This is a genomic window from Levilactobacillus lanxiensis (genome assembly GCF_016861655.1).
GTDB lineage: Bacteria > Bacillota > Bacilli > Lactobacillales > Lactobacillaceae > Levilactobacillus > Levilactobacillus lanxiensis.
This window is the reverse complement of record NZ_BOLN01000001.1, coordinates 1-12,039: the sequence shown is the minus strand read 5'-3', so window position 1 is coordinate 12,039 and position 12,039 is coordinate 1. Positions and strand designations below refer to the sequence as shown.

10 protein-coding genes are annotated in these 12,039 nt (G+C 52.0%); 8 read left to right on the top strand and 2 right to left on the bottom strand.

The window, feature by feature from the left end; genetic code table 11:
- The first annotated feature begins 7 nt into the window (after positions 1–7).
- The 5 genes from JUF22_RS00050 (at position 8) to JUF22_RS00030 (ending at position 6,595) form a co-directional block, all read left to right on the top strand.
- Positions 8–376 (top strand): GntR family transcriptional regulator, encoded by a 369-nt coding sequence (locus tag JUF22_RS00050; RefSeq protein WP_203642241.1) that lies wholly within the window; start codon positions 8–10, stop codon positions 374–376.
- Between the two features lie 254 nt (positions 377–630).
- Complete coding sequence (locus JUF22_RS00045; protein ID WP_203642240.1) at positions 631–1,035, top strand: iron-sulfur cluster biosynthesis family protein; 405 nt, start codon at positions 631–633, stop codon at positions 1,033–1,035.
- A 145-nt stretch (positions 1,036–1,180) separates the two neighbouring features.
- Positions 1,181–2,542: a collagen binding domain-containing protein gene (locus JUF22_RS00040; RefSeq protein ID WP_203642239.1), complete on the top strand. Its 1,362-nt coding sequence runs from the start codon at positions 1,181–1,183 to the stop codon at positions 2,540–2,542.
- A 175-nt stretch (positions 2,543–2,717) separates the two neighbouring features.
- Positions 2,718–4,511 carry a heavy metal translocating P-type ATPase gene (locus JUF22_RS00035; protein WP_203642238.1) on the top strand — a complete coding sequence of 598 codons (1,794 nt, stop codon included), beginning with the start codon at positions 2,718–2,720 and terminating at the stop codon, positions 4,509–4,511.
- Between the two features lie 548 nt (positions 4,512–5,059).
- Complete coding sequence (locus JUF22_RS00030) at positions 5,060–6,595, top strand: multicopper oxidase family protein (RefSeq protein WP_203642237.1); 1,536 nt, start codon at positions 5,060–5,062, stop codon at positions 6,593–6,595.
- 206 nt (positions 6,596–6,801) lie between these two features.
- On the opposite strand, the gene JUF22_RS00025 is transcribed toward JUF22_RS00030, so the two are convergent.
- Entirely contained in the window at positions 6,802–7,140 is a 339-nt protein-coding gene (locus JUF22_RS00025) for an ArsR/SmtB family transcription factor (RefSeq protein ID WP_203642230.1), read from the bottom strand.
- A 71-nt stretch (positions 7,141–7,211) separates the two neighbouring features.
- Here JUF22_RS00025 and JUF22_RS00020 point away from each other — a divergent pair, with 71 nt between their 5' ends.
- Positions 7,212–7,814, top strand: a complete 603-nt coding sequence (locus tag JUF22_RS00020; RefSeq protein ID WP_203642228.1) for a cadmium resistance transporter — start codon at positions 7,212–7,214, stop codon at positions 7,812–7,814.
- An 82-nt stretch (positions 7,815–7,896) separates the two neighbouring features.
- On the opposite strand, the gene JUF22_RS00015 is transcribed toward JUF22_RS00020, so the two are convergent.
- Entirely contained in the window at positions 7,897–8,910 is a 1,014-nt protein-coding gene (locus JUF22_RS00015) for a YeiH family protein (protein WP_203642800.1), read from the bottom strand.
- Between the two features lie 415 nt (positions 8,911–9,325).
- Between JUF22_RS00015 and JUF22_RS00010 the strand changes: the two genes are divergently transcribed.
- Complete coding sequence (locus tag JUF22_RS00010; RefSeq protein WP_203642226.1) at positions 9,326–10,216, top strand: LysR family transcriptional regulator; 891 nt, start codon at positions 9,326–9,328, stop codon at positions 10,214–10,216.
- 457 nt (positions 10,217–10,673) lie between these two features.
- Complete coding sequence (locus tag JUF22_RS00005) at positions 10,674–11,873, top strand: MFS transporter (protein ID WP_203642224.1); 1,200 nt, start codon at positions 10,674–10,676, stop codon at positions 11,871–11,873.
- Positions 11,874–12,039 lie beyond the last annotated feature (166 nt).

The window sequence follows — 12,039 nt, the reverse complement described above, 5'->3', positions numbered from 1 at the left end:
AAATTGTATGAATTTTAACTTTGATAGTCCGGAACCGATTTACCTGCAGGTGGCCGAGCAGATGGAAGATGCCATCTTTACCGGTATTTACCAGGCAGGTGAACAGGTCCCGTCGACGACTGAAATGTCCAAAGAATTTCATATTAATCCGGCGACTGCCTTGAAGGGCATGAACCGCCTAGTCACGGCGGGGATGATTGAAAAACGCCGGGGGCTGGGGATGTTTGTCACGCCGGCAGCTGAGAGCATGATCCGCGAGAAGCGTCGGTCAGAGTTCTCGGAACGCTACGTGGCGGGTTTCACCAGCGAGGCCAAGAAGCTCAACCTGTCGGAAGACGAGTTGATTGCCATGGTCAAACGGAGTTTTGAAAGTTAATGTCCTAACCGTAAAAGTCGTCAACTGCCGAGTTCATCGGTGGTTGGCGACTTTTTGGGCTTGTGTAAGAATCAGGGGTCTTCCATTTTGACACTGCCTATTTGTAAGCAAAATCGTTTACTTTCAGGCGAACTGGGTGTATAAATGATTGTGCACAATGAAATTGTTTTAACAAAACAAAAGCCGACTGCTGAGAACGGATAATCCCAGAAACACGGTCATTTTAACCAGGACCTGGAAAGAAGGATTTAATGATGAAAATTTCAATTAAAGATGCGGCCAAAACGTATTTAGCCGACAATGTTCAGCCGGAGACGGTGCTCTTATTAACGCTGGATGACGGATCCAACCAGTACTCCACCTTAGGCGGGAGCTGTGCCATTGGCGACAAGTTCCAGTTCGTGGCCTTGACCCAACCGGACCCCAAGTACAGCATTCCCGTTGAAAATGACGCCGGTCTAAATCTGTGGACCAACGCTGACACGGAACTGTACCTGAACAACGGCTTGATTCTGGACCGCGTCTTCAACCAACTTTCCTTACGCGATGACACGGGAATCCTCGACAGTGCCGTTGGGATGATCACCTACACGGCCGAAGAAAAATCCGACTTAGATTTGAAGAAAGAAATGCAAACGTTAGGCACCCGAATCTGCTAGGGGTCGGAGCGCGCTCGAGAGTTACTTTCGGGGGCGCTTTTTGAATGCAACCTATCATTTAAGGCAACCTGGCTAGGGACTATTGCCAAGTGTCCGGTGAGACGCGTATACTCAAACTACGTAAAAGTTATGGGAGGGGATTTTTTTGAGTAAAAACAGTAAAGTTTGGCGACTACTAATTGGACTACTTAGTTTAGTCTTTGTGTTAGTTGTCAGCCAAACTGCGACACCAGCTAAGGCGGCCACACACAACGGGGCTGATTTTACCACCGCGGCTAGTGTCACGAACGGACCAGACTTCAAGCATGCTGATACGATTGACATTCAGTACAAGCTGAACTTTGGCAACACACCAATACATAGTGGGGACACCATCACCCTGGACTTTCCCGAGAATTTAAAGGGGAAGACACCAGGAGATACCTTTGACGTGACGGATGAAACCGGCCAGGTCATCGGTAAGGCCGTCGTGTCCGACACGGGCGTAGTCATCACCATGAACGATGCGCTTGAGGGCAAGACGAATGCAAAATTAACGTTGAATCTGGCCACCAAGTACCGTTACGATGATTCTGGTGAGAAGGACGTTGTTTTCCCATTGGAGAATAACGGCAGCAGTACCTCGCAAATCAACATCGTCGAAAACGACGCCAACATGTCCAAGAAGGGGGTCCTGCAAGACGATGGGACCATCAAGTGGACGATTTTAGTTGACCGGCGTGAAATTGAAATGCAGAACCTGGACATCAAAGACACGATTGGTGATAACCAAGAACTGATCAAGGGTGTTACCGTCAGCAACGCTCACTGGAACACCAACACGAGCTATACTCGTGAAAAACCAGCCATGACGGAGGGCACGGATTACGATGTGACCTACACGGACAAGGGTTTTGATTTGAAATTTAACAATACCGTGAATAATTTGGTCACGATTGACTACTACACCAAGGTGACCGATCCTTCACTGATCCATTCCGGCTACAAGTTCCGTAATAATGCCGTGATGACCTGGGGCGGCGGCAATTCCGGTGGGAAGAACTCGGAAGAAGCCAACGGTAAAGTCTCCTCTTCTACGGGGAATAGTGGTTCCGGGAGCGGTGACGTGAACGAAACTGACGAAGAGGACGAGGACGAAGACACCGGGACCATTGATGTCGATGGCGGTACCGAAACGGACGAGGAAGAAGAAGCCCGCGAGCAAGAAGAAAAGGAAGCAGAAGAGAAGGAAGAAGCAGCCAAAGAAGCTGCTAAGGCCAAGAAGAAAGCTGCTGCCAAAAAAGCCGCTGCTAAGAAGGCTGCCGCAGCCAAAGCCGCAGCTGCCAAACCAGCAGTGTCCAAGGCGACCGCAACGCAGACGCCAGGCACGACAACGACCATGCACCATGCTAGTGCCAACACCAAGTTACCTCAAACCAAGGATGCTAATGGCAATATTGCCAGTCTCCTCGGTGCAACGGTCTTCTTGGCAACGCTTGGCGGTGCTGTGATTCGTCGGCATTTCTAAGTTAACTGAGTCATTGATGTGAGACTTGCCGTTGGGCGGGTCTCACTTTTTTGTTGCGGTCAACGGTTGACCGTTCAGTTAGTTCAGCGGCTAAAATACTGACTCATCAAGTGTGGCAAAAGTCACAAGCTCTGCTATACTCAAGTTACAAACAAATCAATGGGGAGGGGATTTTATGCAACAACTACGTCAGTACAAACAATTCTGGTTCGTTATCATTCTAGGGGTCATTGCGTTATGGCTCCAATTTGTGAATCACCAGGCGGGTTATGCACAAATTCTGATTACCGGATTGGGTATTTTGCTGGCTTTAATGATGTTCGTTGAAATGGTTAAGACGTTGCGGTCAGGAAAATTTGGGGTGGACCTGCTCGCGATTACGGCGGTTGTTGCCACGTTGGCGGTTGGCGAATACTGGGCGGCCTTGATCGTCCTCCTGATGCTGACCGGGGGTGACGCGCTGGAAGACTTTGCCGCGCGGCGAGCCAACAGTGAGTTGCAGGAACTCCTTAACAATTCGCCCCAGTCGGCGCACAAGGCGGATGGCGACACGATTACGGACGTTGCCATCCAGACGGTCGTCGTGGGTGACCGGTTGTTGGTCAAGCCCGGCGAAGTCATGCCCGTCGATGGGACGCTAGAGACGGGTCCAACCACGGTCAACGAATCCTCACTGACTGGTGAAGCCCGCCCCATTGATAAACAGGCCGGTGACACCGTCATGTCCGGGAGTGTTAACGGGGAGGCCTCGGTCTATCTGATTGCCGACCAGACCGCCGATAACAGTCAGTACCAAAACATTGTGCGGTTGGTTAAGCAAGCCGAGTCACAACCAGCCAAGTTCGTACGGATGGCCGACCGTTATGCCGTGCCGTTTACCTTGCTGGCTTACGTGATTGCGGGGATTGCCTGGTACCTGTCCGGCGACCCAGTTCGGTTGGCGGAAGTGTTAGTTGTGGCTTCACCGTGTCCCCTGATTCTGGCGGCGCCGATTGCCCTGATTTCAGGGATGAGCCGGGCCAGCCGAAACGGAATCATCGTCAAGACGGGGACCACGCTAGAAAAATTGGCGCAGGTCAAAACGTTTGCGTTTGATAAGACCGGGACCATCACCCAAGGAAAATTGGTGGTCGATAAGGTCGTGCCGGTGACGGCCGTTCCAACTGAAACACTCCTGCAACTGGCAGCGAGTGCGGAACAACATTCGGGTCACGTGCTGGCGCAATCCTTAGTGGCCGCGAATACCGAACCGCTCTTGGTCGCGACAGATGTGAAGGAAACCACGGCACAGGGAGTTGTCGCCACCATCAACGGCCAAGTTGTCCGGGCCGGGAAGGCGTCCTTTGTGAGCGATGAGCCTATCAAGAAGCCAGATCAGACGGCGGTTTATGTGTCCGCTGCCGGAGTCTATCAAGGGTACGTGAGCTTCAGTGACCAGGTCCGGCCGGAAGCGGCCCAGACCATGAACGACCTGCATCACCTGGGCGTCGGCAACCTTCTCATGATTTCCGGGGACCGCGAACCGATTGCCAAACAGATTGCGGGTGAGGTCGGTATCGACCAAATTCACGCCGAGTGTTTGCCAGCGGATAAGATTCAGGTGCTGGCGGACCTACCTGCGGAACACCGGCCGGTTGCCATGGTCGGTGACGGTATCAACGACGCGCCATCCCTGGCGACCGCCGATGTTGGCATTGCCATGGGGGCGCACGGAGCCACTGCGGCCAGTGAATCTGCCGATGCCGTTGTCCTGAAGGATGACTTGACGCGGGTCAGCATGGCCCGGGCAATTGCCCACGATACCATGCGAGTCGCGAAACAAGCCGTGATGATTGGGATTATCATCTGTACGGTCCTGATGCTGATTGCTAGTTTCGGGGTCATTCCAGCCATCATTGGGGCGGTGTTCCAGGAAGTGGTGGATACGGTCACCATCCTCTACGCCCTCCGCGCCCGGACTGACCGGTAAGTGGTTGCCGCCTGCGGTGAGTAGCTATTCCAGCCCGTGGGGCACGACTGAAGCCGAAAAGCGGTCTTCAGCCTCGCCCGCAAGCCTCACCAAAAACGTGAGTCTTGCGGACGTCCCATGCTGTAAGGTCGAAGAAACCGACCTAACACCATCGACACGGGATTCCATAGCTACTCACCTCCGGCTACCATTACCGTTCAGCTGCTTGTTCCAGTTGTTTGATTCGACGTAGCAATGTCTATGGTGTAAGCAGACTTAACCACCTCCGGCTAACGTTCCGGGTCAGTCGCTTGTTCCAGTTATTTCAGTTGTGAAAAACTGGATAGCTTAGAGAACTGAACTGATGGCATGTTCCTTTGAAATTACCTTTTATAATAAATTTAATGACACGAATGAAGCACCTAGACGGAACTGGTCTGGGTGCTTTTTCATTTGTCGACGGTTTCTCGGGGGGGAAAGGTCGTGAGTGGAGACTTTTTCTTCTTTCGTGAATGCGGTATCATTGAAGCAGATACATCTGCTTAAATAATCGAAGAGGAGTCCGAAAAATGACAAAATCAATCCATACTGATTATTTCTTTGATGAAACAGCTTATAACACGCATGATGGGGGCTATGTGCCACTAGAGGAACCCGATGTGCCACAACAACCATTGCGGGTGCCACCTCTGTTGAAGCCGGATAAGGAAACGCCGACGGATACTTATTACACGGTCGTTGCGCAGACCGGTGAAACCCAGTTGTTGCCTGGTAAGAAGACCAAGACCTGGGGCTACAATGGCTCCTTACTGGGTCAAACGGTTGTCTTTGCCAAGGGCAAGACCATGCATATTGATTTGAAAAATGAATTGCCTGAACTGACCACGTTCCACTGGCATGGGTTGAACGTTCCCGGCCCTTATACCGATGGCGGTTGCCACGCCCCCGTTTATCCCGGGAAGACCCGCCACATTGATTTCAAGGTTGACCAACCAGCCGCCACGCTGTGGTTACACGCTCATCCGTGCCCATCAACGGCGGAACAAGTTTGGCACGGCCTGGCTGGCTTAGCGCTGGTCACGGATGAAACGGAAGCTAAGTTGCCGTTCCCACACAATTATGGGGTCGATGACATTCCGTTGGTTTTGCAAGACCGCCGTTTCCACGAGGATAATCAGTGGGATTACGAAGCCGACTACGATCCAGATGGCGTTCAAGGGCCAACAGCCATGATCAACGGGACCATCAATCCTTACTTTGATGTCACCACGCAACGGCTACGCTTACGGATTTTAGACGGTGCCAACCGGCGTGAATGGCGGTTACACTTTAGCGATGACCTGCCATTTACGCAAATTGCTTCCGATGGTGGCGTGATGCCAGAACCCGTTGAATTCACCCACTTGATGTTGACCTGTGCGGAACGGGCCGAAATCATTGTCGACTTTGGCAAGGTGACCCCGGGCCACACCGTCACGTTGTACAGCGATGATGTGCCGTTGGTTCGTTTCCGGGTCCACGATTTTGAAACGGACGACACCCAGTTGCCAGACCACCTGGTCGATATTCCAAATCCAGACGTGACACCTGATACGCCAGTCCGCAAGGTCGTGATGTCCGGGATGGATGAAGCCGTTATGATGGATGGCAAGAAATTTGAAATGCAACGGATCGACGCCCGGCAAAAGGTCGGCAACGTTGAGCTGTGGGACGTCACCAACACCAACGACATGGACGCCGGCATGGTTCACCCGTTCCACATGCACGGGACCCAGTTCCTAGTGCTGTCACGGAACGGCCACGAACCATACGCCAACGAACATGGGCTGAAGGATACGGTCGGCGTCAACCCAGGCGAAACGGTTCGAATCAAGGTTTGGTTCGAACACACCGGGGTCTACATGTATCATTGTCACATCATCGAACACGAAGATGGTGGGATGATGGCGCAGATTGAGGCTTACGACCCAGACCATCCACAGACGTACAAGCTGATGGATATGGACACGTTAATGAATGCGGTCGCAGAAGAACGCGGGATTGACGTGAAGGACTTGAAGCTGCCTGGGATGAGTTCTTATGAGAAGATGGGTATGAAGATGTAGAGAGTGCGGAGCGAGCCGCTTAGACTCTGAGCATTAGCGAAGAAAGGGCTTCTGGTCGACAACGTCGATCAGGAGCTCTTTCTTTTGCTAAGCGCAGGAGTCTGGCTCGTGTAGCACGTTTCAAGGAACCACAATCTTGGAACAGCTGATGTTCCGCATAAACTAGCGCAAACAAAAACCGTTTGGAACGTCCATTCCAAACGGTTTTAATGGCCATGTGTTTTCCCACGCAATACGTGATCCACGTGCGCTAAGGTTTCATTGACGATATCTAAAATATGCGGGTCATCGAGTTGATAAAAACTCTGTTTGCCCACCCGACGCGAGGACACTAACTGTTCCTTTTTGAGCATGGCTAACTGGTGGGAGACCACGGATTGTTCCGCTGCCAGCAAGGTACTGAGCTCGCTGACGTTGAGTTCCCGTTGTTCCAGTAAGTAGAGGATTTGTAGGCGCGTCGTATTGCTTAATAATTTAAAAATATCCTGAGATGCACCCAGCGCGGGCTCTGTAATTAAATGCACGTTTTCAGTAATATCCGACATGAAAAAGCTTGCTCCTTTCATATGAACGTGATAACATATGTCATAGATAACATATGTAAGGGGAGGGGTTCATGATGAAGACGATTTTAACCGGGGTGACGGCGTACATCTCCACCGGGTTAGACTACTTAATTATTCTAATGGTAATCTTCGGCCGCGTAAAGCACCAAGACCGCTGGCTGGTCCTAATCGGGGATTTTTTAGGGACCATTGTCCTGGTGGGAAGCTCGTTAGCCATCGCGTTTTTCCTGGGTTTCGTGCCCGCACCGTGGCTACTGGGCTTTCTGGGATTGATTCCAATTTTCTTGGGAATCAAGCTCTGGGTGGCCGGGGATGACGATGACACCGACGCCATCGCGGCCAAGGTAGCTGATCCGAAACGCCTGATTGGCAGTGTCGCGTTGATTACCATGGCAACCTGTGGGGCGGATAACGTGGGCATTTATGTGCCGCTCTTCACCACGGTTGCGCCAGCCACGATACCGCTGATTTTGCTGACGTTTGCGGTGATGGTCGTGATTTTCTGGGAAATTGGATACCGGCTGGCCTGCTTGCCCAAGGTAGCGGCCGTTTTGGAAAAGGAAGGGCGCTACATTACGATTGCCGTGTACATTCTGATTGGGCTGTACATCCTATGGGACAGTGGGACGTTCCAGCATTTGTTAGCCCTGTGATAGCGGAACAGCCTTCATGAAAAAAGCGACACCCGCAATTTAGTGGGCGTCGCTTTAATTGTGTTGTCGGTTGAAAGAGTGACTAGAAGAATAATTTGCTGGCAATCGTCACACCGGTTAAGAGGACGACGGACGACAGCGTGGCTGCGAGAAAGGCGTTACCCCCGCGCTGGAAAATAACGCGGAAGTTGACGCTCATGCCGAGGGCAGCCATCGCCATGCCCAAGAAGATGTAGGCCAATTTGACCAAGGCAGCTAATGTAGCGGCACCCAATGGAATCCAGGTACCGATGACGCTGGTCAACAGGAAGCCAGCCATGAACCAAGGAATCGGCAGCTTGGTTGGGCCGTCATTGGTCGTGGTGCCGGCCGTTTGCTTCTGGTACCACCAGCCAATGATGAGGGCAGCCGGTGCCAGCAACAGAACTCGCGATAATTTGGTAATGATGGCCGTATCCAGACTGACCGGACCGCCCGCGCTCCCAGCCGCAACGGCGTGGGCGATTTCGTGCAGAGAGCCTCCCGTCATGACGCCAAATTGAACGGCAGTCAGGTGGAGCAGGGGCTTCAACCCGATTTCAATCAGCGTAAAGACCGTTCCTAAAATGGCAACGATGGCCACGGCCAGAACTTCGTTTTCACGTTGCCGTTCGGCCTTGTCCGGGCTCACCTTGATCTGCGGTGACACGCCCATCACTGCGGCGGCCCCACAGATGCTGGTCCCGGTAGCGGTGAGAATCGCCAACTCCCGGTCGACGCCGAGCTTACGGCTGAGGTTGTAGGTCAGAAGCACCATCCCGGTAACCACGACGGCGGCCAGGGTAATCGTCTTGACGCCAGCTTGGGCGAGTTGAATCAGGTTCAATTTGAACCCTAAGAGAATAATCCCTAAACGCAGAAATTTATTACTGATGAACCCAATGCCGGCGCGATTGGCATTCACCGCGCGTGGTGCCAGTTGGAGCGCCATGCCCAGCAGTAGGGCGATGACTAGGGCACCGACTAAGTTCAGGTAATGCAGTTGGGCCAGCTCACTGCCGGCGACGGCGCAGATTAGTGTTAGGCCAGCGGCACCCCAGAAGCTGCGCGTTGCCATAGTTGCTCGAATATCCAAATGAAACTCCTCCTCAAATATGTTTTGCAAGTGTGCGTTCCCGACGGCGGATTCAAGGTGCCCTGCTGTGGGGGACGCTTACGGCCTAAGAGGCGGTCCTCCAGCTCGCCTTGGAGCCTGGAAAGCCACCAGTCTCCAAGGTCGCCCCATGGTCTAAGCTGAGAAAAATCACTCAGCTAAGGCCATCGACACAGCTGGTCACCTTGATCCGCCTCTGGTCACTCACGGTTGCCAATTATTTAGCTATCGTTCATGCAATCCTATTGCTGGTTTCAGCTGGATTGTCGTTCTTATTAAGCAAGTAATAGTTTACTGGAAACTCGTTATAAGATAAAATTGGGATATTTAATAACGCTATAAATTCAGCTTATAATAAAGACAACTTGGAGGTGTCCCAATGTTAGATAATCGCTATCAAACATTGCTGGTCCTGGTGCAGACCAAATCGTATACGCAAACGGCGCGGCAGTTGTTTATTACGCAGCCGGCCGTGTCACAACAGATCAAGAGTTTGGAGACAGAACTAAACGTTGAGTTGGTGCACTACGAGCGGCCGCATTTGACCATCACACCGGCGGGGCAGGAGCTGGCCGCCTTTGTGCAGCGGGTGCAGGTACAGGCGGGAAAGGTCGTTGCCAGCCTCCAGCATCCGCAGGCCCAACGGCAACTCACCTTTAGCACGACCCTTTCGCTGAGTGAATTTCTCGCGCCGCAATTGATTCGGTTGCTACAAGACCAGGCAGATTACCGGCAAGTGACCTGTCAGGTGACTAATACCCAGGCGGCGTTGACGGCCATTGACGAGGGGACCAGCGATTTTGCCTTAATTGAAGGAAACTTTGACAAGACCCGTTACGACTATCAAATTGTTCGGGAGGAACCCTTCGTTGGCGTCATCGCCGCAGATCAACCGGTCGCCCACCAGTCGGCCGTGAGCTGGCACGACCTCACGGCATATCCCTTGTTGGTCCGGGAAGAGGGGTCCGGCAGCCGGGAAATCCTGGTCAGTCTGGCTCAGGCGGCCAATGTCACGTTAGCTGAGTTCAGCCAGTTGATCACCGTCAATAATCCAGCGGCCATCCGGCAATTGTTGTTACGGGGTGCGGGCATCAGCTTCGTCTACCGCTCGGTCGTAGCCGATGAGTTGGCCAGTGGTCAGCTGAAGGTTCTGCCTTTACCGGCCGGCCACCTGTTACACGACTTGGACGTGGTCTACGCCCGCGACAGCGTCTTCGCAGCAAATTACCAACGCTGGGCTAGGGCACTGGGGAATGGAACGGCTAGATAACTTAGAAAAAGCTAATTTTTTTCTGAATGATAAGTGAATGGACACGACTTTGTCTCGTACGCCGACTACCAATAGAATTGGTGACAACTGCACTTTGAAATACGTCATAAGAATGGCTAGAGAAACGGTGGCAATCGGATACTTGGGCTAAATCAATGTTAGCCGGGAGGGTGGTGAAAATGAGTTCAGCCGTGGGATTTGCTGGGCAGAGCCTAGCAAATGGCGACTTTGAGATTCGAATTTTGAGGCTCAAATCGAGTTCAGAGACCGTACTTTGGCTCTGGACGTCCTGCCCGCCGCGTTCCAATCTCATTTTCACCACCCGGTAGGCGCTGTAAACATTCATAAAATAAAGGTTGCGCCCGTTATTCTTTGAGCGTAAGATTAGACAACTGTCATTAAATATTGTTATTATTATAATATTGTTGTCAAAATCTCAGAGAAGGGGTGAGCTACCGTGACGAAAAAAACGAAACGGGCCATTTTTATCTTAATCTTTAGTGAATTTTTAGTGTGTTTAGGGATCAGTTTGATCATACCGGTCATGCCATTCTTGAAGACCGAGCTGCATTTAACCGCAACCGACATGGGGATTATGAATGCCCTGTTTGCCTTCGCCCAGTTCGTGGCGTCACCCCTGATTGGGCGACTGTCCGACAAAATTGGTCGGAAGCCAGTCCTGACGGCGGGCCTGATTTTATTCATGGTCTCCGAAGTCCTGTTTGCCCTGACCAACTACCTGTGGGTCTTCGACATCTCCCGACTGATTGGGGGGCTGTCCGCCGCGATGGTTGTGCCAACCGCCATGGCGTTAGCGTCCGACATTACCACGAAACGGCAACGGGCCAAGGTTATCGGCTGGCTGTCGGCGGCCTTTAGTGGGGGTCTGATCTTGGGCCCTGGTATCGGGGGGATTCTAGCCGGTATCAGCTACAAAACGCCGTTCTGGGTGGCTGGTGCGTTAGGCCTGATCAGTGCCATCGTCTTGATTAGCCTCTTACCAAATGACGTCGAAACTAACCGCGTCGTTGAAGAACCAGCGGTGGATGCGCAGCCTTCCGCTCATCCGATGACCCGGGCGTTTTGGACGGTGCCCATCATCATCTTATTTACGATGATTCTGGTCTCTTCCTTTGGCCTGCAAGGGTTTGAAAGTATCTACAGTATCTACGTAAACGAAGTATTTAACTTTAGTTTGAGCAACATTGCGTTGGTTTTGACGTTAAACGGACTGATTTCCCTGTTCCTGCAGGTGGCTATGTTTGACACGCTCGTTAGCAAATTTGGTGAGCGCCGGGTCATCCGGATGTGCTTCTTCTTGGCAGCCATCTGTACGATTTGGATTACGCAGGCGCATACTAAGATTGAAGTCATGATTGCCACGCTGGTCATCTTCTCAGCGTTCGACCTCTTGCGGCCAGCGATTACCACGCTGCTGACGAAGGCTAGTGAATCCGACCAAGGTCTGATCAATGGGCTGAACATGTCTCTGACTAGTATCGGGAACATTGTTGGGCCAATCATGTCGGGGATGCTCCTCGACTGGAACACGCACGTGCCATACCTGGTTGTGTCTGGTTTCCTGATTGTCTCCTACCTGATGGCGTTCTTACTGAAGCGGCCGGAGAGTTTGCGACCGAACCAATCAACAGAATAAATAAAGTAAAGAGGCTGTGACATAACTAGCCTCTGTAGAACAAAAATGAGGCACGAAACCGAACTTTGGTTTCGTGCCTTATTTCCATACTCTTGATTCTCAAGCCGTCTTCTCCTGGTGGAGACTAACTTGAGGATATTCAATGCTAGAACGAGGATTCCAGTTT